The sequence below is a fragment of the Pseudomonas sp. WS 5078 genome, assembly GCF_012985745.1.
Lineage (GTDB): Bacteria > Pseudomonadota > Gammaproteobacteria > Pseudomonadales > Pseudomonadaceae > Aquipseudomonas > Aquipseudomonas lundensis_A.
Genome location: NZ_JAAQWX010000005.1, coordinates 189,829 through 212,989, shown reverse-complemented (window position 1 = coordinate 212,989; position 23,161 = coordinate 189,829). Strand labels below are relative to the sequence as shown.

Below are 23,161 nucleotides of genomic sequence, written 5' to 3'. Positions count from 1 at the left end.
TCGATGATGTGTATTGCCAACAGGCGACTGCGCTCACCAAGGTCGACTCCGCCTGCATCGACCGGTCTCAGTACGGGCTCCTGAAGCGTCAAGCGTTTTGGGCTCTCATTAGAATTCAGCGTCATCCGAGGTTTTTGAAATGAATGTTTTGATCATTGGCAGCGGTGGCCGCGAACACGCACTGGCCTGGAAAGTCGCTCAGGACCCACGCGTTGCAAAAGTGTTCGTAGCCCCGGGCAATGCCGGTACAGCCATTGAAGCCAAGTGCGAAAACGTCGCCATCGACGTGCTGGCCCTTGAGCAACTGGCCGACTTTGCCGAGAAGAACGTTTCCCTGACCATCGTGGGCCCGGAAGTGCCGCTGGTGGCAGGCGTGGTCGATCTGTTCCGCTCCCGTGGCCTGGACTGCTTTGGCCCTACCGCAGGCGCGGCACAGCTGGAAGGCTCCAAGGCGTTCACCAAGGATTTCCTGGCGCGTCACAAGATCCCGACCGCCGATTACCAGAACTTCACCGAAATCGAACCGGCGCTGGCCTATCTGCAAAAAGTCGGCGCGCCGATCGTGATCAAGGCCGACGGCCTGGCTGCAGGCAAAGGCGTGATCGTGGCCATGACCCTGGCCGAAGCCGAAGACGCCGTGCGCGACATGTTGGCCGGCAACGCCTTTGGCGAAGCGGGTTCGCGTGTGGTAATCGAAGAGTTCCTCGACGGCGAGGAAGCCAGTTTCATCGTGATGGTCGACGGCAAGAACGTATTGCCTATGGCAACCAGCCAGGACCACAAGCGCGTTGGCGATGCGGACACTGGCCCGAACACCGGTGGCATGGGCGCGTACTCGCCTGCTCCGGTGGTGACCGCCGAGGTTCACCAGCGCGTGATGGATCAGGTGATCTGGCCGACCGTTCGCGGCATGGCCGAAGAAGGCAATGTCTACACTGGCTTCCTGTATGCAGGCCTGATGATCGACAAAGCTGGCAACCCTAAGGTCATCGAATTCAATTGCCGTTTTGGCGACCCAGAAACCCAACCGGTGATGCTGCGTCTGCAGTCGAGCCTGGTGTTGCTGATCGAAGCAGCCCTGGCTCAGGCACTGGACAAGGTTGAAGCGCAATGGGACCCGCGTCCAAGTCTGGGCATTGTCCTGGCAGCTGGCGGTTACCCGGGCGACTACGCTAAAGGGGCGGTGATTCACGGTCTGGACGCTGCGGCGAAGCTTGAAGGCAAGGTATTCCATGCCGGTACGGTGTTGAATGCTGCGCACGAAGTGGTCACAGCCGGTGGTCGTGTACTGTGTGCAACGGCCATGGGCGACACCGTGGAAGCGGCCCAGCAGCACGCTTACGCGCTGGCCAAAGCCATCGAATGGGATGGCTGTTTCTACCGTAATGACATTGGTTATCGTGCAATTGCACGCGAACGTGGCGACCGTACGGAATAAGCAATCCATATGGATAGGCAAGGGCATCTCACCCTTGCCTAACTGTTCCTGCGCCGCGCATAGTTATCTTTAGGCTTTACTCTACGAAGGGATTTCGCCGTGCGCTGGCTCAGGATCGCCACTGGTTTTTTTGTCAGTTTATTGACCGTTTTACTTGTTTTACTGCCGGCACATGCTGCTCAGGGCAGCAATTGGTCAGTGCTGTCAGATCCCCAGGGCACCCTGCAAATCAGCGATGTACATTCGCCACGATTTGCCACTCAATTCAGCCCCATTGAACTCGATCAGCTTAAAGCCGCTGAGCCGGGCGAAGCACTGTGGCTGCGGTTCCGGCTGGTGCCGGACAAACACGAACAAATCCTGAGGGTATTTGCGCCCGATGTGTCCCGGCTGGACCTGTATGTGCTCGACGATCAGAAACTGATCGAAGAAGTCACCGCCGGCAACAGCCTGACCCAAGCCGACAAACCCTTGCCAAGCAGCGACTACATGCTGCCGCTGCCCCAGAGCAGCCGTACGCTCGACGTCTACTTACGGCTGGTTTCCGACCATCAGTTGCGCCCGTACATCACCCTCGACACGGCTGTCATGCTGGCGGCCAATCAAGGTAAGCCCTTGATGTACGGCTTGATGCTCGGTTGCCTGCTGATGCTGATACTGCACAACCTCACACGCTTTGCGTTCACCCGCTCGATCAGCAGCCTGTGGCTGGCAATCTGTGAAGGGCTGCTGCTCACCAGTTCTGCGCTGTTCCTGAACCTGCTAGGACCCTGGCTGCCCGAGTGGCATGGCGCGCAAACCCCCGGCGCTTATCTGGCGCTTCTGCTGACAGCGCCTTGCGGGCTGATGTTCGCCTACAGTTTTTTCTCGTCCCGCGGCCCGCATCCGATCAACAGGCTACTGCTGGCCGACATCCTCATCATCGCCCTCGGCGGCCTGCTGTTACTGTTCATCGACGGCTTGCCCCTGAACGTAATGACCTACGTCCTGGTCGCCCTGGCGAGCCTGAGCATCTTGTTGGTGTCGGTCTATCACCTGCAAAAAGGCTATCGCCCGGCACGCCTGTTCGTGGTGGCCATTGCCATTTTCAATCTCGGCACATTGGTGATTCTGCCCGCCCTGCTGGGCCTGACCCTGATCGCACCGCAAGAGTTGGTCATGGCGTTGATGTTTATCGTCTGCGTCAGCGGCTTCCTGATGAGCCTGGCGTTGAGTGAGCGCAATCGAAGCATCACTGAAGACGCATTCAGCATCAGTCGCGAACTGGCGGCCAGTAACGCCGAAGTCAATGCCAAGGCCGAGTTTCTGGCCAAGATCAGCCATGAGATCCGCACCCCGATGAACGGCGTGCTGGGCATGACCGAGCTGCTGCTGGGTACGCCGCTGTCCGTCAAACAGCGGGACTACGTGCAAACCATTCACAGCGCTGGCAACGAGCTGCTGACGCTGATTAACGAGATCCTCGACATCTCCAAGCTGGAGTCCGGGCAAATCGAGCTGGATGACGTGCAGTTTGACCTCAATGCCCTGATTGATGACTGCCTGAGCATTTTCCGCACCAAAGCTGAGCAGCAGAACGTTGAACTCATCAGTTTTATTCAGCCGCAAGTGCCGCGTGTCATCAGCGGCGACCCTACCCGCTTGCGCCAGACGTTACTGAGCCTGCTCGAAAGCGCGCTAAAGAAGACCGACGAAGGCGAAATCCTCATCGTTTTGGCACTCGAAGAACGAAGCGACCCGCCACGCCTGCGCATCACCGTTCAAGATTCTGGCCAGCCCATGGATGAGCAGGAACGCGACGCCCTGCTGCACGCGGAGTTACACAGCAAGAACTTCCTCGCCGCCACACGTCTTGGCGGGCATCTGGGGCTGGTGATTGCACGGCAATTGATCATGCTGATGGGCGGCGAGTTCGGCATCAAACCCGGCCAGAGCAAAGGCAGCAGCCTGTGGATGACCTTGCCGCTGGACCCTCAGCACCTGGAACACCAGACCTCGGACCTCGACAGCCCGCTCAAGGGCGCACGCGTGCTGGTGGTCGACGACAACGACACCTGCCGCAAAGTATTGGTGCAGCAATGCACCGCTTGGGGTTTGAACGTCAATGCCGCAGCGTCTGGCAAAGAAGCCCTGGCACTGCTGCGGACCAAGGCTCACTTGCGTGACTATTTCGATATCGTCTTGCTCGACCAGAACATGCCGGGCATGACGGGAATGCAGTTGGCGGCCAAGATCAAGGAAGACCCGAGCCTCAATCACGACATTCTGCTGGTCATGCTCACAGGCATCAGTAATGCGCCGAGCAAAATCATTGCGCGAAACTGCGGGATCAAACGCATCCTGGCAAAACCAGTGGCCGGTTACACCCTGAAAACAACGTTGGCCGATGAGCTCAGCCAACGCAATAAAGGTCAGGCCCTCAGTAAACCCGTGCCGGGCAAGCCCACGTCGCCCACCACCGTTCCAAGTGACTTCCGGATCCTGGTGGCTGAGGACAACAACATTTCCACCAAAGTGATTCGCGGCATGCTCGGCAAACTCAATTTGCAACCCGACACTGCCTGCAATGGCGCCGAGGCACTGAAAGCCATGAAGGCCGAACGCTATGATCTGGTGCTCATGGATTGCGAAATGCCGGTGCTGGATGGCTTCTCGGCCACTGAACAATTGCGGGCGTGGGAAGTCAGCAACCAACGGGTACGCACGCCCGTTGTGGCATTGACCGCTCACATCCTGACCGAACATAAAGATCGCGCCCGTCAGGCTGGCATGGACGGTCACATGGCCAAACCGGTGGAACTTTCGCAACTGCGCGAACTGGTCGAATATTGGGTTGCACAACGTGAGCTGCGTCAATCTCAGGAACAATCGCCCTCGCTACATTAAGGGTGAGTTTGCCGACAGATTTCCAACCGCCTGATAGACTTTCGGCGCCTTCCCTCGATGTGAGCCCATACCATGCTCCATATACTGTTCAGTGTGTATTTGAAGATGCTGGTGCTCTACAGCCCGTTCTTCGTGCTGTCGTGCTTTATCAGCCTGACGCGGGGTTACTCGAACAAGGAACGTCGCCGTCTGGCCTGGAAAGTCGCTCTGGCAACCCTGATCTCCAGCGTGTTGCTGTACCTGTTCGGGCGCACGATATTCAACGTCTTCGGGATCACGGTTGATGCGTTCCGCATCGGCGCCGGCAGTGTGCTGTTCATCTCGGCACTGGGCATGGCTCAAGGCAAGTCGGCAGTGCAGACAGACAACGTGCAGCAGGACGTCACCATCGTTCCACTCACCATTCCATTGACGGTCGGCCCGGGGACGATCGGTGCATTATTGGTGATGGGGATTACCCAGCCGCACTGGGACGACAAACTCATGGCAATTACCAGCATCGCGCTGGCCAGCCTCACAGTCGGAATCGTGCTGTATCTGTCTAACCGGATTGAACGCATTCTGGGGGAACAGGGGCTGCAGATTGTCAGCCGTTTGATGGGTCTATTCGTATGCGCGCTCGCAGCACAGATCATCTTTACCGGGGTTAAAGGGTATCTGGTGCCTTGAGCGCTTACTCATTGCTCTGCACAACGTAGCTGACGCCTTAATGCTTCAGGTTTCTAAAAAAGTCATCGCCAATTTCACTCAACTTTTGCAGAACAGTTTCCCGGTATGGGTCATAGTCTTCAGTCTTCAAATAAAATCCTCCCGAGGCTGTTTGTACATCCAAAGCAGCATCCGTCTTAATTTTTTTATTGTTGAAAAAAATATTATCGAGTTCGAAGTGCGTTGTAACCCTCATCCCACTTACGAACATATAACTCCCGAATTCGTTTCGAGGCTCGCAAGGAACAAACTGGTAATGAGACATTAAGTGCTTGCGATTACGGCTTTCAAACATTTCTTGAGAAGCCTCATCCAGCTTCAACGCCTCAATAGAATGTTTAAGTGCAGCGTGAAGTGATGCTTGCTCAACATGTGTAAGACCTGCTAAAACAGCCTCTTCAAGACTAAAAAATACGCCCTCCTTCTTCGGACCGAGGGATAGTACCTCTTCATCGACCTCCCACCCAACATCCAGCAAGCTATCACAGAACAAGTCGAACCAGTCCGTAAGAGGACTGTTCGGCTTTACGTTCTTGTCTGCACTGTATTGAGCAAGTGCAAGGCTGTCCATAATATCCTGTTGTTCTTGGGGCGAAAATCCGTCAACAAATGAAAGAAGACTACCACCGACCATAACGACGCGATTACTCATTCAGTATGTTCCTTTGCAGCACGTGTGCTTTAAATAAGTTGCCGCGCAAACCCGCCGGGCTCGGCAAATCACATTTCTGTTCCATCCCTATTCGTTGCGCGGGGTAGAGGGGGTATCTACTTGATTAAACAGCCCGATACTTTAATTAATCGCCACGTCGACAATCTGATCGGCTGCTACATCTTTCACAAAAGCATTTATATTACCTCTGACCTTTTCGTACATACGCGCATTCAACTCAGCACTTGATACCGTCAGCGAGGGCGTGCCAATCAGTTCTTTTCCCTCTAAGGGCCGAATAAAAATACTTGCGCCCGGATCCCCATGAACGCTCATACGAACCTGAACCGTTAACAACTGATTATGAGGATTGAGCACACTGAGCAGGAAAGAAACATTTAAAGAACCTTGATCATTCGGTGTCAGATCAGAGACAGAACGCTTGAATACTGAATCAAAAAACACTTTCTGCGCCCGCGCGTCACACATTAAAGCCTTTAGCCCATCGCGCAGCAGCTCCAGTGAAACCCCGGAGTTAATAGCGTGCGCGTGATTAATTAGCTCTGATACCACAGAGAGCACGTCAAAAAAAGCATCCTCACTTGGCTTTACATCAACATTCTGCGAAAGCGTTGTTATCCACTTCGTCTGTACGCGCGCCTCACCAATACGTTGATCCCAGCTGCCGAGCGAAGAAAATCTGTCAGCTCTACCGTCCGCGTAAAACTGCATAAACAATTGCGAACAGGCAAGATCACTTTCAAACGGTACAGGTAAGTTATCCGGTAAAAAAATTAACTGCCCTGATACGACTTTGAGCTTGTACTCCATGTAGCCCCCTATTCGGACAAAGCGCTAATGAACGAGGCGACACTATAAAATGCCGCCCCGCTGACGAATTATTTCATATTTATTTTTGCAAAAAACTCATCAGAAGACTTATCCAGCTGACCGAGTATATGGTGCTCACGGCGCTTATACGATTCAAAGTTCAGGTTCATCTGAGTCGCCGCTTTTTGAACACTCAGACTCGAAGCCTTCCACTTCCAGAACCAGGCACCGCCTTCGGAGGAGTTAAAAGTACATTCCAGACCGGCCAGGACAGTCACTGCAATACCGCCCTCAGACTCCATGCACGGCATGATCTGACAACTGCCTACGCTACTGCCCTTACTGTTGTTATCAAACAATGTGATGATGGCATTATCTTTTTTGATTCTATCGAAGACTTTACCCAGTAAAGGAACGATCGCTGCGGCATTCGCCCCTGCAGCCATAGCAACTATTTCCAAAACGAGACTGTCCATGGTGACATTGACATTCTTCGTATCATGGGTGGTGTATATATAATTCGTGAAGGTCCAACCACAATGCTTCATTGCTTCATGGTAAGCCTCGTACCATGCCAGGGCATTGGTTTTACGGTTTGCTTTTGTATCGGCATGAGATTCAGCGAGCTGGGCAATATTCATAACCGCCTCACGCTTCTCAAGCGCCACACCATCAGCAAATGCAATAACGATTGGCGTTTCCTTCCCGACCAGTGCAGTTTCTTCTTTTGCTTCGCCTGCCACGTTTGGCGATTCAGGCGTCGTTAAAAACTGCATTTTTTGCTTGACTGGCAATGCATTAAAAAACTGTTCGGCTTCTTGGTCTGTGACAGCAACGCCTTCACTAATAATCATACAATCACTCCATTTAATTTTATTTAGCGAGCCTTCCCGACCCGTTAAATAAAACATAGCCTGCTTTTTCTACAATACAAAAAAGGGTTCCATACTTAATATTACAGAAACACGCATTACTAAAACTCTGCTTCCCACCCCGATCAACTCCATCCGACGTTCATCCCTGAACAGAACAATAAGACAGCACTTATCAGACTGGACTGGAGAGTCGCCCCGACTACCTTGATGTACCCTGGGATTTGGTTGCGGATATAGTCGAACAACCTCGCCGTGGCGGGCGCACGAGAGCCGATGGTCGATTGATGCTCAACGGTTTGTGCGATGCCGTGTTTGTGACATTACTTTTCGTACAGAGCCGAACCAACGCCCTGAACACGTTCCAATGGCCTGCCCGTCAACCGATTCCTTCGCATTAGAAGCAATGACGCTTAAATCGCGTTCATTACAGCTAACTTAATCGACTTCTCCCCCTTCGCACACGTGCTTTTGCCACGCACTCCACCTGAATCAAACTTTATATAGCCAGCATAAGAGTTATTCACACTGCCAAACTAATAAAAACCAGTAAGCCTCATAGACTTATTTGACGCACACTGACGAATATTCCGACAGTGTTAAGGCATCAGGATGGCCAAACATTACCGTTTATAAAAAAATGGCCTCATTAAAGAGGCCATTTATTCAGTACGTCAGGGCTTTTGCCCATACCAACGCGGCGTGTAGACCCATTCCAGTCCGTCAGCACGACGGAATGCGCATGTCGTCGACGAACCAATGATGACCATGGTGCGCATGTCCACCTGATCAGGGGTCAACGCGCCAAGGGTCGTGACACGTAGCGTCTGGCCCGGACGGCCGATATCGCGACCCAAGACGACCGGCGTCGCAGGCAGACGATGACGGGCGACGATGTCCAGTGCCACACCTAGCTGCCAGGGGCGTGAGCGGGAAATCGGGTTATAGAACGCCAGCGCCAGATCCGCCTCGGCCGCCAGGTCCAGACGTTTTTCGATGATGGCCCATGGCTTGAGGTTGTCCGAGAGCGACATCACGCAGAAGTCATGCCCCAATGGCGCTCCAGCCTGCGCCGCCGTCGCCAGCGAGGCCGACACGCCCGGCAGGATTTCCAGGTCAACGCTGTGCCAGAGCGGATTGTTGGACTCGTGCAGCGCTTCCAGTACGGCTGCTGCCATGGCAAACACACCAGGATCACCAGACGACACCACCACCACTGAGCGCCCTTGGGCCGCCAGCTCAAAGGCATGCCGGGCTCGCTGCATTTCTTCGCGGTTGTCGGTGCAGTGCATCACTTGATCGTCACGGAACGGCCCGGCCATGCGCACATAAGTTTCATAGCCCAACACGTCGTTGGCCCGTTCCAGCTCGGCCTTGACGGCGGGCACCATCAGCTCGGCAGCGCCTGGCCCCAACCCGATGACGGCCAGGCGTCCACGCGCACGTCCCAGTCGCTCAATGACCAGTGGCGCGGGCGCCACCCCCACGGTCACAGCATTCACAGGCTCACCCCAGGCAACTGACTGCTCGGCAAACTCATCATCGTCAGTTGCAAAACGTAGCGGCACACCCAGTTCAGTGGCCACTTCACGCAGTTGGGTGTCAGCCATCAGGGATTCGTCGGCCACGACGCACGCCAGGGATTGCCAAGCGACCTTCGCTTCGCGCAGCACGTCGCCAACGGTTTGCGCTGACACCACGGCGTTGACTTTCACCAGCACATTGCGCGGGTAAATCCGCAACTCGTCCGCCACAGGCTCGCGCGCTTCGCTGCCCACATGAATCGCCAGACGCGCGTCTCGGTGTTGGGGCAGTTGCGCACTGTCCAACCAGGGCGCGTCCCCTTCGATGCGCACGGATTCCCCGGCCAGCAGGTCTGACACAAAGCGCTTGCCCAGCTCCAGATCACCCAAGGCATAGCCGCTCGGCGGGTTTAGCAGGCAGGTGCCAAACCGCAGTTCTCCGCTGGTCGTAATCGCCGGTGCAATGCCCAGCCCGGCAGCGATTTCCCGAGCCAGATCGTTCACACCGCTCAGGCCACCCAACAAGGGGACCACGGCGCTGGCATCTTCTGCCACCGCCAGCACCGGCGGCTCTGCGCCTTTCTCCAACAACAACGGCGCGAGCGTGCGAATCACAATGCCCGCCGCACACAGGGCAATGATGGGCGTGTCCTGTTGGTACAACTGACGCAGGTTGGCGCCAAAGTCGCTGTATACCCGGTCCGCGCCATCAACCCGCTCGGCCAAACCATGAATCAGCGAACTCGGGTACAGTTGCTGGATACGCCGGGCAGTCGCGAGGCTGCCATTGCCAAGGATCACAATGGCCGCAGCTGGGCGGTTCATCCTTGCCACCGTTCGCCGGGCACGATAATCAGCGAGAAATACGGCGATGACATCGGGTCCACGTCATTGAACGGGACGATTTTCTGATTGCTCATGGTGGCGCGTTCCACATACAACGCGCGCTCGGCCAGGCCAAGCTCGCTCAATACTTCACGCACCTTATGGAAATTTCGCCCCAGCTTCATGATGACCGCAGCATCAGCATCCGCCAGACGACGCTTGAGTTCTTCATGAGGCAGTACCCCCGAGAGCACTGACAGGCTCTGATTGCGGTACACCAGCGGCACGCCCAGCACCGACGCGCCGCCCAGCATCGAGCAAACACCGGGCACGACTTCAGCCTCAAATTGTTGCGCCAGTCGGTCATGCAGATACATATATGAGCCGTAAAAGAACGGGTCGCCTTCGCAGATCACCGCCACATCACGCCCTGCTTGCAGATGCTGCGCCACCTCAACCGCAGCGTGATCGTAAAAATCGCTAATCACTTGTTCGTACGACAACGGCGCCGGTAAGGCTTCAGTGGTCACCGGGTACACCAATGGCATCAGCGTTTGCGCACCTTGCAAGTGCGCTTCGATAATGCCAAACGCGTTGCCTTTTTTACCTTTGGCAACGAAATACGCCACCACGGGCGACTCGCGCAGCAGGCGCAACGCCTTGACCGTAATCAGCTCAGGATCACCGGGCCCTACGCCCAGTCCGATCAAACGTCCTGGTTGCACCATCACTCGATCTCCGTCGCTAAGGCATTAACTGCTGCCGCTGCCATTGCACTGCCACCACGACGGCCTTGCATGATTACAAACGGTACGCCACGGCTGTCCGCGGCGAGCATGGCCTTGGATTCGGCGGCGCCGACAAAGCCCACCGGGAAGCCCAGGATCAGCGCCGGTTTGGGCGCACCTGCGTCGATCATCTCAAGCAGATAAAACAGGGCGGTCGGCGCGTTGCCGATCACTACAACGCTGCCTTCGAGGTAGGGACGCCATAGCTCAAGGGCGACAGCTGAGCGGGTGTTGCCCTTCTCCAGCGCCATCTCGGCAACACCCTCTTCCTTGAGCGTGCAAATCACTTTGTTGTGGGCCGGCAAACGCGTGCGGGTCACGCCTTCAAGCACCATGCGCGCATCACACAAAATCGGTGCACCGGCGGCCAGCGCGTCGCGCCCGGCCTTGCCCGCACCCGGTGAGAAGCGCAGGTCGTCGACGGCATCGACCATGCCGCACGCATGAATCACCCGCACGGCCAGTTTTTCAAGGTCCGCCGGGATGTTGTCGAGGTTGGCCTCGGCACGAATGATGGCGAACGAGTTGCGATAGATCTCTTGACCGTCGCGGATGTAATCAATCATGGGTGTTGCTCCGTTGGCGGGCTTCAAGCCAGGCGCCCGCCGCTTCAATAGTAAGGTTGCGCTCACGCAGCACACCGAATCCGGCGTGCTGCGGGTCACGTAAATAGAGGTCGTAATGACCGGGCGCCACGGCCAGCAACGTGACCGGGACCACATGGGCCGCCGCGCAAGAGCGTTGGCAGCCCGTCAGGTGAATGCTCTGTGGCACAGCCATCAAGCGTGCGAGACGACGCGCATCCTGCTTGGTATCGGCCAGCCCTTTGGCGCAAGCACTGGAGCCGGTGCAGGCAATCAGTTGCGTCAGCGGGGTGTGCGCATCGCACAGCAAACCCAGTGTTTGCAGCGCTTGAGTGACCAGCGCCCCTTGATCGGTGCGCACATTTGGGACGATTACGCTTTGCCACGGGGTAAATCGCAACGTGCCGTCGCCATAGCGAGTGGCAATCCTCGCTAGCCCGCTGAGCATGGCGGCATCGAGTCGACCCAACGCCGGGGCGGCCCCTACGTAAACCCGGTTCGGCTCACGCTGTGGATAACAGCCGATGGGCGATTGCCCGCCCCTGGCCTCACGATGCCACGTGTGTGCAGGGACGATTGCCACGCTGATTCGCTGCGCCAGTTGCTCGACAAAGTCTATAACCGCCCGCTCCTTGAACAGGTGGCGCATGCGTGTTTGCTCGGGACGCGCTACATCGAGAAACAACGACAGGACGGCCATCACCAGCTCATGCCCCTGTTCGACAGGCACGCAGCCCAACGCTGCATCCTGCGCCGGGCTGCCCGCAAGGCCGAAGGCCAACAGGCGCTGGCCCTCGCATTCATAAGCCGATAACCACAGGTCGTGATGATGTTCCAGCATCGCCAGCGCTTCGCCGCCGTCCAGTTGCACGGCAAATTTGGCCGACAATTCGGCATAGCGCGGTGTGCTTTCTAGGCTGGCGAGAACCTGACGCGCCAAGGGCCACGTGTCGACCACCTGTTGCGGATCAATCCCCGCTGCGGGGCTGAGCATCAGGTTGCGCACGTCGTCACTGGCGGCGTTCGCCGGCCCTAAGCCCGCGTCCAGCAGTGGTTTAATCAGCGCTGCATGCGCCGGCCCCACACCCCGAATTTGCAGGTTGCTGCGATTGGTCGCTTCGATAACCCCGCTGGCATACCGCTGCGCCACGTCAGCCACGGCTAGCGCTTGTGATGCGGTGATTAATCCGCCTGCGAGTTTGACGCGACAAATTCCGCCATCCATCGCCTGGACAATGCGCAATAGCCCCGGGCAACCCGAAGGGCGCACAGGCGTCGTGACAGGGAACTCAGGTGGCAAGGTCAAGGATCAATCCAGAGCAGGCAATGCGCTATTGCGGGTCGCGCATTATGCCTGCTTTGGACCGGCGCATGAAAAGCTTGCCGGACGGAATGCCCGTGCCGTTCACTTGCCCGGCACCCACGGCCTATGACAAGACCGGGTAAAGGCGCCCCAAATGAACAATCAACAGCACCAGCGAATCGGCATTGGCCAGCATCAGTTCTACACGTTTGATCGAGTCATTTCTAAAGACCAAACGTGCCTGGTCCAGCGTGCTCACACCCGCAATCTCCAGGAGACGACTTTTGGCGGTGCCATTGGGGATGTCTTTCCACCCCATGGTTTCGGGGTTGAGTTCCTGAAAAAGGTTCTCGGTTGGGACGTGCGGAGAATGGATTTTCTGAATCTCGACTATCAGATCCTGAAGGTAGCGGCCAAACGGCAGATCGGTGTCTATCAAGTCCAGATACGGAAACCCGGGGTTCAAATAATGAATGTCCTCTGTTTCCAGAACCTCATGGGTAAGCTCGTGCAGCAAAAATGAGGCGCGCATTTGCTGACTCACCGGAAAGGGTGGCGACGCGGCTTTTAAATACGGATGAGTCAGCGCATAGGGCTGCTCGAACAGGGTGGAAAAGAACTCATCGGTCAGGTAGATCCGCCTTGAACTGTCAGCACGGTTCACAAACGCCGAAGCCGTTGAGTTGAATCGCGAGCGGCACACCACATATTTTGGCGAAGTCGCGGGCGACAGGTCGGGGTGAAGGAGGCGCGCCAGCAGCGCATCCACACCAGACTGAACGCGCTCAAGGTGAGCAGGCCCCAATGCGTCCAGGTCGAAGAAATGTTGCAAAAACTCCCGATTCCTTCTGTTCGCACTGCCGGGGGCATGCAAGTCATGCAGCGCTTGAGTAGTACGCTGCAAATACGTGGTAGCCAACTCATGCGCTTTACGGATGCTCAATGCCTTATCCGGGAAGCGCCGCTGGATGCTGTCCATGCCGATTGCCTGAATCTCATAGGTCAGGGCGTTAGCCGCTAATGTTCCGTACCCGCTCATCGTCGAAGCGACGGGGCCGCCCCCCAACAGCGGCTCATTCACATCGATCTCCCACTGTTGATCTGTATTGAGCTTGATCAGCGGGCCCTCTCGCACATCGTCCAAATAGAGTCGCCAGCGATTGCGCCATGCCAGTACGCGGTACACCTGCCCACTCAGCTGTATGTAATGGAGACCGGATGGCGGATCGCTGTAAATCCGGGTCTGCGCGTCAAACGTCAAGTCCACCAGCGCCACCTGGTTGGCACGCAGTGAGGCCAATCCAGAGGCCGAACCTTGAAACTGCACATCGGAGCGCGGTATTGCAGCAGGGAAAGGTTCCAGGTCGTGCGCCGAAACGGCGTCAACCGAGCGAATCACTGAGTGCCAGGCTCGGCGGGTCGTCGCCAGCAGAACCAGCGACATGGCGAACTCGCTGACAGACTCCGCCCACCTGCCCTGCCTGGCTGCACTGACGCCTTCGCGCAGCAGGCCCAGCCCCTGCCAGACCACAATGGGCAGGCTCAGTTTTCCGGGGGCAAACATCGCGGCCGTGTTAACCACCAGCGTCAACGCGTACTTGAAGGACTCCCAATCGACCTGGGCTGTGGTTTTGGATTGCTGGGCCGCCATGTCCAGCAACAGCCGGTAGTTATCGCGGTACAGGGTCGCGAACAGATTGCCCAGGATGGGCCGGTTGGCCAGCGCTACCGGGGCCGGGGTTTGCCAGCCGTTGAGCAATATTGAATCTTGAAAGTGCGGCAAGTGCGGCTCGACAAAACCGCCATGTGCGTAGGTTTTGCGTTCGAAGGCCGGCAAGCGTTGCAACACCAGGGTTTGCAGGGATTCGCGGGTGTACAGATCTGCCAGCAGCTGACCTTCACTGGCGTATTCCTTCAGGGAAAAATGCTCGCTGTACATCGTCCACAACAGGTGCGGGCCCGTATCGCCTGACTGTGGCCCCAGCACATACATACCTGTCGCCAAATCCGGTTCGCGACCACTTTCAGCCACCAGCTCCAGGGGCCTGATGATCAGCGAAACGCCGTTAAGCGGATTACGGGCCAGGCCGTCAGGACGTTCAATCACATGCTTGAGGCAGGCATATGCGTTGGCCGAAAGCGCGCCGTCCAGTTTTTCTCTCAACCCTTGCTCCAGCACTTGCAGCAACAATTGTTCGGCAAACTGCTGTTGTCGTCGGGCCGAGCCCTGTTTTTCTGGCGCCAGGCTGCTGTTAAGCAGCGCCTGGTAGTGACGGCCAATGTCCAGTTTGCGCACCAGCCGTTTGGCATAACGCGGGTCCAGCCCCAGGGGTAAGGTACTTTCATCGAGCGCACGCAAAAGCATGGCGCCGCCTTCAAGCCGGTTGAAGCCGTTCAGTGCAAAGCGGGTGAGTGACTGGATTTCGCGCGTCGTCGCTGCAGCCAGAAAGGACGGGGTGGTGCCCACAGCAACCGGCGCGGGCACATACGTGTCGAGCACCACTTCAATGGCGTCCGGCTCCAGGACCTGATCGGGAAAATCCAACGCCAATTGCGCCCTCACCGCCTCGCGCGCATAGGCCTCGATGTCAGGGATGCCGTGGAGATAAGACCCCTTGTCTTGTACTGCGAATTGATAGCGTTGCAGCACGTTGGCGTACGCCAGTTGATCGGCTCGGGAAGCGTTTTTTAACCAGGATGGCAACGCGCTTTCAAATTGCTGCGTCGCGGCCACTTCACGGTGGCGCTCAAAATGAAGACCCGCATGTTCTTCAAGCAAAAGGCTGCGACTGAGGTTTTCGAAACTTTGCGCCGTTAACGGGACTTCACGGGCTTGTCGGCACACGTAATGAGCGTCCACCACTACTTTGTTGATCGCCGCAACCTGACACTCATAGACAAAATCGTCTTCGATACGCTCAAAGTAGACCCATTGATTCTGCCCCTCCACCGCCCAATCGCTGCGCCTGTCCAGGTGGGCGCAGATCAGTGATTGGACATCGCACCGAACATTGGCCAACACGTCTTGGCGCAGGCTTTTGTCGAGTAGCAGCGCCTCAAGGTGAGCCTTGCATTGATCCACTGTCGCAAAACGTTCAAAGCCCGACACCGGTGTCCAGAGTATCGCTCGCCCGGCGGTACTTGATTCCTGCCCGCCACGCTCGGTTATCAACACACAGTTGCAGACGCTGATAGCGTCCAGCCCCCCGCCCATGTCCAGAAAAACGGCGAATACGTCCGGTACAAACTGGTTGAGGGCCGGCCGGTGAGTACTGACCGGGTAGGTTAATACCGTCGTGATGACGCGCTTGTCATCGGCCTCAAGGTGGTTGCCCCTCAACATCAATCGCATATCGGCGCGCAACATGACGTGCCGCAAGGTCGCCAGATGCTGGGCAAGCGTATCTGAAGGTTGCGAGGTAGAAGCTGTGTAAAAGAACGCCGACAGATGTTGCGTGTATGCCTGCTCGAAGCCTTTGGCAAGCGCGTCGAGCAAGGTCAGCAGTTTGGTCCCGCTCAGGCGCCGAAGCGGCTTGATCGCCTCATCACGTGAAGACCTGAGACCGCCTTCAATGAATGCCGGATTGTGCGGTAACGGGTTGCGACCGGTGACCCGTTCAAGCAGGGCGTCGACCAGGGTCAGCATACGTATCGGCACACGCGTCAACACAGCCGCATCCACGTCGAAGACGTGCACCCACACCTCAGCCACATTGACGAAGCGTTGACCGCCTTCATTCAATACCTCTGCCAATAAATGCCGGGCAAGCATGCGCGGAGTCGGCCAGTGCTTGAGTAATGCGTCTCTCTGGGCTTGGGTTTTGGGCAGTTTGAGGCTCAACACGTCGGACAACCCATTTTCGTTCAGGGCTAACGGCAGCCCATTGCTGCCTGGCAAAAATCGGCTGTCCCAACGCCCATGGCTGTTGAGTTTCAGTAACTGTGGGTCAATCAGCTCACGCACGTCGAGTGCATGGTCCACTGCCGCCAGTGTCAGACGGCGGGCCTGGTACTGCCCCGTCAGATAGACAAAATCGCGGATCTGCCTGGCGCGCACCGCATGGATGCAATCATCAAACACGCTGCCCACGACGTTCTCGACCCGTAGCATGGGGGCGACCATCCCGGCTAGCAGCGGATGCTGATCCTGAGGGGCATAGCGCGCAATGGCGTCGAAGGCTGTGGGGCTTCTCAGTTTGCTCAGCACATAACTGGAAAGCCGGGCCCGGGACGAGATCTTTACCAGCCCGGTCGAGGCTCCAAACAACCACACCCCGTTGCTCTGCCCCGGAAAATAGAAGCACATCAAACCTGCGAGCTCGACCTCCGGGCCTTTGGCCTCATACACCAGCAAGCGCGCCGCACTGATCGTTGTCACGTCATGCCGGGCTGCAAGCAGTTGCTGCAACGCGTGAAAAGCGTCCGATGACATCTCAGGACGATGGCGGGCCTGTAATAACTGCTGAAAGAAATGGTCGCCCAACCGCGCCGCACAATAGGTATGCGGGCTCGGCTGCGCCCCTGCCGGTTGATCCCAAAAAACTGAAAGCGCCTCGCTCATGTGAGGGATTAAGTGCTCCGTGGCTGAGGTGAGCACGCGAGCGAATCGCTTATCAAGGTCTGCGTCACTCTCATGCGGCAGGCGCGTAAAAGGCCCGGTGTAGGTGTAGGCATGCCCCGTGGTCTGCGGGCCACTGATAAAAAGCTCCAGCGCAGCACTGCTCAAGGTGGTGCTGAGTTCGGGCTGTTGCTCGCCATTAGGTGTGACGAACCGGTGGACGTTGTGAGCATTCACCGGTTGCCCCGCAAATGCGCGCTCTAGATGAATCTGTAACTGGGCATCCACCAACGCCCGCAGGGTGGGCGTAGCCAATAACCGCTCAAGGGTATCTGCCTGACTGCTGCTCAAAAAAATACGTAGCGCCTCGCTGATGTGCGCCACGAACGGCGCGGGCACCTCCCGGGTTCTGAGGGTCAGGTCTCCCGCCAGGCTCAAGAGCGGCCGCACATCCACGGGGCAGAATCTCAGCACGGCCTCTCGGTGCGCGGGATCGTCCAGTTGACGCTCAAGCGCGTCTCGCAGCGCGTCGAGGTCCGTGAACGTTTGAAGCGCGCCCAAGGGGGTCAGCAAAAACAGTGGCGTGGGGTCTGTAAGGGCTTGCGCGAGCAGCAATGCCCCAGCCCACTGAACCGGCCGGGATTGGTTTCGACTCAAAAACACACTGTTGGCGCGTACAGGCAATGGGCCAACCGGGCCGACTGGCAGGTAACTCAACGCTTTACTCAGCCAGTCATGCTCAAACGAGCTGATGGCACCGGATGCCTGCGCCGCGTCAAGACGGCTTCTGTACAGGGCCTGCAAGGCCTGCGCTGAATGAAACGGGGGCACATTAACGGTCACGGGAACTCCTGACGGTTGCCGGGCCGCATATCGCGTCCCGCAAAGGGTTCGAACGCTACCGTGCCCGTTACACCCCCTGGCGCTACATAGTTAAGGCACCAGGCCCGTGCGCAGGCACCCTCACTGGCACGCGCAAGGCGCGCTATCATGCGCACCGTCTCTGCCTGTGGGCAGACGCTTACATCGGTGTTCAACAAGAGGATTGGCATGTCGCCCTGGCTAACAGTTGTGGGAATAGGTGAAGACGGCTTCAGCGGTCTGGGCAAAACGGCCCGGCGCGCGCTGTTGAGCGCTGCCCGGGTGTTCGGCGGGCAGCGCCAGCTGGATTTACTGCCCGCGTGTATCGGCGCTGAACGCCTGGCGTGGCCCAGCCCCTTTTCGCTGGCGCCGGTACTGGCGTTACGTGGTGAACCCGTATGCGTGCTGGCCAGCGGCGACCCGATGCTGTTTGGCGTGGGCGCAAGTCTGGCGCGTGTCATTCCGGGCGACGAAATGCACGTGCTGCCGTCACCGTCGTCCTTCTCACTGGCGGCGGCGCGACTGGGTTGGGCGCTGCAGGACGTCGTAACCCTGTCGGTTGTGGCCCGTCCCGTCGCGGCGCTCAATGCCCACGTGCACAGTGGCGTACGCCTGATGGTGCTGAGCAATGACGGCAGCAGCCCTGCGCTGGTCGCAGCGCTGTTGCGCGAACGCGGCTTTGGCCCGAGCCGAATGCATGTCCTGGAACACCTCGGCGGCCCGACTGAGCGGTGCATCGAAGCGAACGCCGATGACTGGCGCGCTGGCGACAGTGCCGCGTTGAATCTGATTGCTATCGACTGCATTGCCTCTAACGACGCGCACCCGTTATCGCGCATCGGCGGGCTGCCCGACAGCGCGTTCAAGCATGACGGTCAGTTGACCAAACGCGATGTGCGCGCCATGACCCTTGCGCGTCTCGCTCCGCTGCCCGGCCAACTGTTGTGGGACGTAGGCGCAGGCAGCGGTTCGATTGGCATCGAATGGATGCGCAGCTACCCGAGCTGCCGGGCGCTGGCGATCGAAGCGGATGAAGGCCGTCAGCACTTAATCGAACAGAACCGTGACGCACTGGGCGTGCCCGGTCTGCACGTGATCCGGGGCAAGGCCCCGCAGGCGTTGGCAGGGCTCGAACGCCCGGACGCGATTTTCATTGGCGGTGGCGTCACCCGTGAAGGTGTGCTCGACACGTGCTGGCAGCAACTCAAGCCCGGCGGCCGTTTGGTGGCCAATGCCGTCACCCTGCAAAGCGAACTGCACCTGATGAACTGGCGCGCACTGCATGGCGGGGAACTGACCCGCCTGCACGTTGCTCACGCCCGGCCACTGGGAGAGTTCGATACTTGGCGCCAAGCGCTGCCCATCACCCTGTTAGACGTGACTAAACCCCTTGATGCGTGACGAGACCGCTGAACAACCCGCGCCGCTGCGCAGCGGCCTGACCACAGGCAGTTGCGCGACGGCCACCAGCCTGGCTGCCGCCCGCCTGTTGCTGAGCGGCGTGAGCCATGACGCCGTTGAAATTACGTTGCCCAAGGGCAAGGTGGTGACGATGCGCCTGGAGTTTTGTCGCCTGCTGGCCGCGGGCGCCGAAGCCGGCACCCTGAAGGACGCCGGCGACGACCCGGACGTGACCCATGGCGCGCTGCTGTACTCGCAGGTGCGCCTGATCCCCGAGGCGAGCATTGTCTTCGTGGCTGGCCAGGGCGTGGGGACCGTTACCCGTCCCGGGCTGGTGCTGGCGGTGGGCGAACCGGCGATCAACCCGGTGCCGCGCAAAATGATCACTGATCATTTACTGCAACTGGCCCGTGAATGCGATTACGCCGGGGGGTTTGAAGTGACTGTCAACGTTCGCGATGGCGAAAAACTGGCACTGAAAACCATGAATCCGCGGCTGGGTATTCTTGGCGGACTGTCGATTCTGGGCACCAGCGGCATCGTGCGACCGTTCTCTTGCGCGGCGTACATTGCCTCGATCCATCAGGGCATCGACGTCGCCAAGACCAACGGTTACCTGCACATTGCCGCCTGCACCGGCAATGCCAGCGAAGACACCATGCGCCGCGTGTATAACCTGCCGGAGATCGCGCTGATCGAAATGGGCGACTTCGTCGGTGCAGTGCTCAAGCATCTGCGCAAAGTCCCTGTGGATAAATTGAGCCTGTGCGGCGGCTTCGGCAAGATCAGCAAACTGGCCGCCGGGCACATGGATTTGCACAGTCGTCACTCCAGCATCGACCTGCCGCAACTGGCTGACTGGGCCGCCGCCATTGGAGCTGACGCCGAACTGCAAACAGCCATTCGCCAAGCCAATACCAGCCAACAAGCGTTGGCAATGGCCAGTGCCGCCGGTATCGCATTGGGCGATGCCGTGTGTCAGCACGCGCTGAATTTTGCCCGCAGCGTGGTGCCCGCGCAGGTGCAGATTGAAGTGTTCGCCATCGACCGCCAAGGCGGGATCGTGGGCCATGCGGGAGCATTTGAATGAAACGGCTATTGTTGCTGGGCGGCGTTACCGAAGCGCTGGCCATTGCACGCACCCTTGGGCCCCAGCACGTCTACAGCCTCGCCGGGGTGGGCCGTGTGCCGACCGACCTTCCCTGTGAAGTCCGGGTCGGCGGCTACGGGGGCGCCGAGGGCTTGACCCGCTACATCCGCGAACAGCACATCGATTTGCTGCTGGATGCGACCCACCCGTATGCCGCGCAAATCAGCCGCAATGCCGCCTTGGCCGCCCGTGCCAGCGGCATTGAATGCTGGGCGTTGCGACGCCCGGCCTGGGAACCGCAACCGGGCGACGATTGGCGTGAGGTGGCGGACTGGGACGAGCTGGTCAGGGCGCTCACACCTTTCAAGCGTCCGTTGTTCACGCTGGGTAAAGAACCGCTCGGGCATTTGGATGAGATTCCCGCCGATCAATTCTGGACCTTGCGGACGCTGGACCCGTATCCCGGCAACGCACGCTGCAACGTCATCGGCGCCCGTGGCCCGTTCCGCCTCGACGACGAACGGCAGCTGTTTGAACAACACCATATCGATGTATTAATCAGCAAAAACAGCGGCAGCAGCGCGACCGAGCCCAAGCTGGAAGTCGCCCGCGAACGCGGCGTGCCCGTGTTGATACTCAAACGGCCCGAGCTGGCGCAGGCTGACCGGGTGTTTGGGGCGGTGGGAGATGTGCTTCAGGTCTTGAAGCAAGAAGAATATTTGTGAATGTGTATTCAGTGGCGATGCTGTATCCCGAGGGATACGATTCGCTCCATGATCAATCTCGAGCAACCCCCATGAATTCGCAAAATGGCTAAGCTCATTAAAAGACAAGAGTGGGCAAGCACGCATTCTGGCACGCATTAGAGCCGCAGGATTAGGGCAGTTCGTTGACTGTGAACCTGTAGGAGATCGTGTGTACGAAATGCGCATTCATTGCGGGCAGGCTATCGGGTTTACTGCACCCGCAAGGGAGAAGTCATTTACCTGTTGCTCATTGGCGGCGACAAAACAACCCAGGTGCGAGACATAAAACGCGCACAACATATAGCCAAAACATTGAGTTGTGAGGACTGAACAATGACCGAACAATTTATCCGTCTCGATACTGCCGACTGCGTGAAAAACCCTTCAGAAATGGCTGCATTCCTTGATGCCTGTTTCGATGAAGATCCGGGTGACGGCAGTCTGATTCGTGCTGCCCTTAACGATATTGCCCGCGCCCAAGGCATGAGTCAGATCTCTCGGGACACTGGATTAGGCCGCGAGAGCCTCTACAAAGCCCTTGGAAGCAGCGGTAACCCAGAGTTCGCGACAATCATGAAAGTCATGAAAGCGCTTGGGCTTAAACTCCACGCAAGCGCGGCCTGAGGTTCGCCAGCACTGCCGGGCGACACTTCGCCGCACCTGGCCTTTTTACTTACGCCGATCATTCAGGCTAAATAGCGCCCTTGATCGCTCCACTCACGGAATTCGTCATGTCCCGACAACGGTTTGCATTTGCCTGGATCGCCTGCTTCGCAGTGCTGTTCAACATGCTCGCCATGTCGACGGCAGGCGCGATGAGCGGTGCCCGTCAGGCGCCCTCCGAGCAGTTCATGTGGAGCAGCTTTTGCACCTCAACCGGCACCAAAATGGTGGCTGTGTCGCTGGGCAAGGTTGATGCGGGCGACAGCCAGAACGACGATCATTCGACCATGCAGCACTGCTGGTGCTGCTCGGGTTCGGCGCCGCTGGTGGCCTTGCCGTCCCATGTCCCGACGCTCTATTTCGCGGCCATCGAGCACGGGCATAGCCAAGTGCCGGATCACCTGAAACGCCCCACCCCGCGCCAGCAATGGCCGAGCCTCAACCCCCGCGCTTCGCCTCTGGCGTGATTCATCCTCGCAACCCTTTTGCGCTTTGAATCACTTCGGAGAATAACCATGTTGAACCTGTCACTGGTCAAGCACGCCCTGATTGCGGCGGCGCTGATGTTGCCTGCCTGTTTCGCCAACGCCCACCAATACACCGTGGGCGCGCTGGAGATCGCTCACCCGTGGTCTCAGGAGCTGCCTCCCAATGCGCCTACCGTGGCGGCGTATTTCATCATCAAGAACACCGGCGACACCGCCGATCGCTTGTTGAGCGCAAACACCCCGATTGCGGAAAAAGCAGAGATTCACGAACACGTCATGCAGGGCGACCTGATGAAAATGCAGCACGTCCCCGCGGTCGATATCCCGGCAGGGGGCACTGTCACGTTTGCCCCCATGGCGTACCACGTGATGCTGTTCAACCCCAAAGACCGCAACCTGCTGCGAGACGGAAAGCGCTTCCCCCTGACCCTGCACTTTGAAAAGGCAGGCGACGTACTGGTCGACGTGAACGTGCAAAAGCAGGCTCCCGGCGCCAGCAAAGGCACCCCGCACGCACACTAACCGCAAAGGTCTTTGAGCCCCGTGCGCGCCCTTCGCGCCAGGCCATCCACGTCGCAGACACGCGGCAGTTGGCTGAGCCTGTTTGCCATGTTGATGATTTTCATCGGCCCGCTGATTTCCCAGGCGATGCCGATGGACCATCACGCCTCCATGCCGATGCCAATGGACATGCGGATGGCGGCGCACAGCGAGCACGCGGAGCATCAACAACCGGCTGCTGACCATCACGCCATGTGGGAAAAGTGCGGCTATTGCACGCTGCTGTTCAGTTGCCCTGCGCTGCCGGGCAGTATCGGCCTGAACCTGTTCGATGCGCCTGCGCCCAAACGCTACCTGGCGTCCAACCCCCGGCTGGGCCATGCCCGGCAACCGGTCTTCCCCGGGGCCCGCTCACGCGCCCCACCCGCCTTCCTTTAGTCACC

18 protein-coding genes and 1 pseudogene are annotated in these 23,161 nt (G+C 58.1%); 11 read left to right on the top strand and 8 right to left on the bottom strand.

Features of this window, described 5'->3' with window-relative positions:
- Positions 1–139: 139 nt before the first annotated feature.
- The 3 genes from purD to HBN68_RS09475 all read left to right on the top strand — a co-directional run bounded on the left by purD (position 140) and on the right by HBN68_RS09475 (position 4,993).
- Positions 140–1,438, top strand: a complete 1,299-nt coding sequence (purD, locus tag HBN68_RS09485; protein ID WP_169963789.1) for a phosphoribosylamine--glycine ligase — start codon at positions 140–142, stop codon at positions 1,436–1,438.
- 99 nt (positions 1,439–1,537) lie between these two features.
- Complete coding sequence (locus tag HBN68_RS09480; protein WP_169963787.1) at positions 1,538–4,324, top strand: hybrid sensor histidine kinase/response regulator; 2,787 nt, start codon at positions 1,538–1,540, stop codon at positions 4,322–4,324.
- Positions 4,325–4,396: 72 nt separating this feature from the next.
- Positions 4,397–4,993, top strand: coding sequence for a MarC family protein (locus tag HBN68_RS09475; protein WP_094992030.1), 597 nt, complete (start codon positions 4,397–4,399; stop codon positions 4,991–4,993).
- 37 nt (positions 4,994–5,030) lie between these two features.
- On the opposite strand, the gene HBN68_RS09470 is transcribed toward HBN68_RS09475, so the two are convergent.
- The 8 genes from HBN68_RS09470 to HBN68_RS09435 form a co-directional block, all read right to left on the bottom strand.
- Positions 5,031–5,684 carry a hypothetical protein gene (locus tag HBN68_RS09470; RefSeq protein ID WP_169963785.1) on the bottom strand — a complete coding sequence of 218 codons (654 nt, stop codon included), beginning with the start codon at positions 5,682–5,684 and terminating at the stop codon, positions 5,031–5,033.
- A gap of 141 nt (positions 5,685–5,825) precedes the next feature.
- A complete protein-coding gene (locus tag HBN68_RS09465) occupies positions 5,826–6,515 on the bottom strand; it encodes a hypothetical protein (RefSeq protein ID WP_169963783.1) in 690 nt (229 codons plus the stop codon).
- A 68-nt stretch (positions 6,516–6,583) separates the two neighbouring features.
- A complete protein-coding gene (locus HBN68_RS09460; RefSeq protein ID WP_094992027.1) occupies positions 6,584–7,369 on the bottom strand; it encodes a hypothetical protein in 786 nt (261 codons plus the stop codon).
- Positions 7,370–8,061: 692 nt separating this feature from the next.
- Positions 8,062–9,735 carry a precorrin-3B C(17)-methyltransferase gene (gene cobJ / locus HBN68_RS09455; RefSeq protein WP_169963781.1) on the bottom strand — a complete coding sequence of 558 codons (1,674 nt, stop codon included), beginning with the start codon at positions 9,733–9,735 and terminating at the stop codon, positions 8,062–8,064.
- The gene (locus HBN68_RS09450) at positions 9,732–10,463 is read right to left on the bottom strand and encodes a precorrin-2 C(20)-methyltransferase (protein ID WP_094992025.1); all 732 of its coding nucleotides are present in this window, start codon (positions 10,461–10,463) and stop codon (positions 9,732–9,734) included. The genes cobJ and HBN68_RS09450 overlap by 4 nt, the downstream gene beginning before the upstream one ends.
- On the bottom strand, positions 10,463–11,089 hold the full coding sequence (locus HBN68_RS09445) for a precorrin-8X methylmutase (protein ID WP_094992024.1): 627 nt from the start codon (positions 11,087–11,089) through the stop codon (positions 10,463–10,465). The genes HBN68_RS09450 and HBN68_RS09445 overlap by 1 nt, the downstream gene beginning before the upstream one ends.
- Positions 11,082–12,413, bottom strand: a complete 1,332-nt coding sequence (gene cobG / locus HBN68_RS09440) for a precorrin-3B synthase (RefSeq protein ID WP_262373495.1) — start codon at positions 12,411–12,413, stop codon at positions 11,082–11,084. The genes HBN68_RS09445 and cobG overlap by 8 nt, the downstream gene beginning before the upstream one ends.
- 121 nt (positions 12,414–12,534) lie before the next feature.
- Positions 12,535–17,811: a DUF6543 domain-containing protein gene (locus HBN68_RS09435; RefSeq protein WP_169963779.1), complete on the bottom strand. Its 5,277-nt coding sequence runs from the start codon at positions 17,809–17,811 to the stop codon at positions 12,535–12,537.
- Positions 17,812–18,018: 207 nt separating this feature from the next.
- Here HBN68_RS09435 and cbiE point away from each other — a divergent pair, with 207 nt between their 5' ends.
- The 8 genes and pseudogenes from cbiE to HBN68_RS09400 all read left to right on the top strand — a co-directional run bounded on the left by cbiE (position 18,019) and on the right by HBN68_RS09400 (position 23,156).
- On the top strand, positions 18,019–19,230 hold the full coding sequence (gene cbiE, locus HBN68_RS09430; protein ID WP_094992021.1) for a precorrin-6y C5,15-methyltransferase (decarboxylating) subunit CbiE: 1,212 nt from the start codon (positions 18,019–18,021) through the stop codon (positions 19,228–19,230).
- Positions 19,223–20,320 (top strand): cobalt-precorrin-5B (C(1))-methyltransferase, encoded by a 1,098-nt coding sequence (locus HBN68_RS09425; protein WP_169963777.1) that lies wholly within the window; start codon positions 19,223–19,225, stop codon positions 20,318–20,320. Before cbiE ends, HBN68_RS09425 begins: the two co-directional genes overlap by 8 nt.
- On the top strand, positions 20,317–21,045 hold the full coding sequence (locus tag HBN68_RS09420) for a cobalt-precorrin-6A reductase (protein ID WP_094992019.1): 729 nt from the start codon (positions 20,317–20,319) through the stop codon (positions 21,043–21,045). The genes HBN68_RS09425 and HBN68_RS09420 overlap by 4 nt, the downstream gene beginning before the upstream one ends.
- 55 nt (positions 21,046–21,100) lie before the next feature.
- Positions 21,101–21,396, top strand: a pseudogene (locus HBN68_RS22175) (type II toxin-antitoxin system RelE/ParE family toxin).
- Positions 21,397–21,399: 3 nt separating this feature from the next.
- A complete protein-coding gene (locus HBN68_RS09415) occupies positions 21,400–21,690 on the top strand; it encodes an addiction module antidote protein (protein ID WP_169963775.1) in 291 nt (96 codons plus the stop codon).
- Between the two features lie 107 nt (positions 21,691–21,797).
- Positions 21,798–22,196, top strand: coding sequence for a DUF2946 domain-containing protein (locus HBN68_RS09410; RefSeq protein WP_169963773.1), 399 nt, complete (start codon positions 21,798–21,800; stop codon positions 22,194–22,196).
- A 63-nt stretch (positions 22,197–22,259) separates the two neighbouring features.
- The gene (locus HBN68_RS09405; RefSeq protein WP_169963892.1) at positions 22,260–22,739 is read left to right on the top strand and encodes a copper chaperone PCu(A)C; all 480 of its coding nucleotides are present in this window, start codon (positions 22,260–22,262) and stop codon (positions 22,737–22,739) included.
- A gap of 21 nt (positions 22,740–22,760) precedes the next feature.
- Positions 22,761–23,156 (top strand): DUF2946 domain-containing protein, encoded by a 396-nt coding sequence (locus HBN68_RS09400; RefSeq protein WP_346010206.1) that lies wholly within the window; start codon positions 22,761–22,763, stop codon positions 23,154–23,156.
- Positions 23,157–23,161 lie beyond the last annotated feature (5 nt).